This is a genomic window from Erwinia persicina (genome assembly GCF_014838825.1).
Classification (GTDB): Bacteria; Pseudomonadota; Gammaproteobacteria; order Enterobacterales; family Enterobacteriaceae; genus Erwinia; species Erwinia persicina_A.
In genome coordinates this window covers 1-270 of record NZ_JACYMO010000059.1, presented here as the reverse complement: position 1 = coordinate 270, position 270 = coordinate 1, and the positions used below count along the sequence as shown (strand labels likewise).

Annotated in this window: 1 protein-coding gene; it reads left to right on the top strand. The window is 52.6% G+C overall.

The annotated features are described in order from the left end of the window. Nucleotides 1-71: 71 nt before the first annotated feature. Nucleotides 72-270 (top strand): transposase (locus tag IFU29_RS22325; RefSeq protein WP_191935780.1); only part of this gene is annotated, 199 nt, incomplete at its 3' end.

The window sequence follows — 270 nt, the reverse complement described above, 5'->3', positions numbered from 1 at the left end:
TGACCTGCTCCCCGTTGATTAGTACACCCCGATGTTAGTAATGTCTTCATAAGCCACATGAGGACATCCCCATGAAGAAACGTTTTTCCGACCAACAGATCATCAGTATTCTCCGCGAGGCTGAAGCCGGGGTATCCGCCCGTGAACTCTGCCGCAAGCACGCCATTTCCGATGCCACGTTTTACACCTGGCGTAAGAAGTATGGCGGTATGGAGGTGCCTGAGGTTAAGCGCCTGAAGTCGCTTGAGGAAGAGAACGCCAGACTCAAGA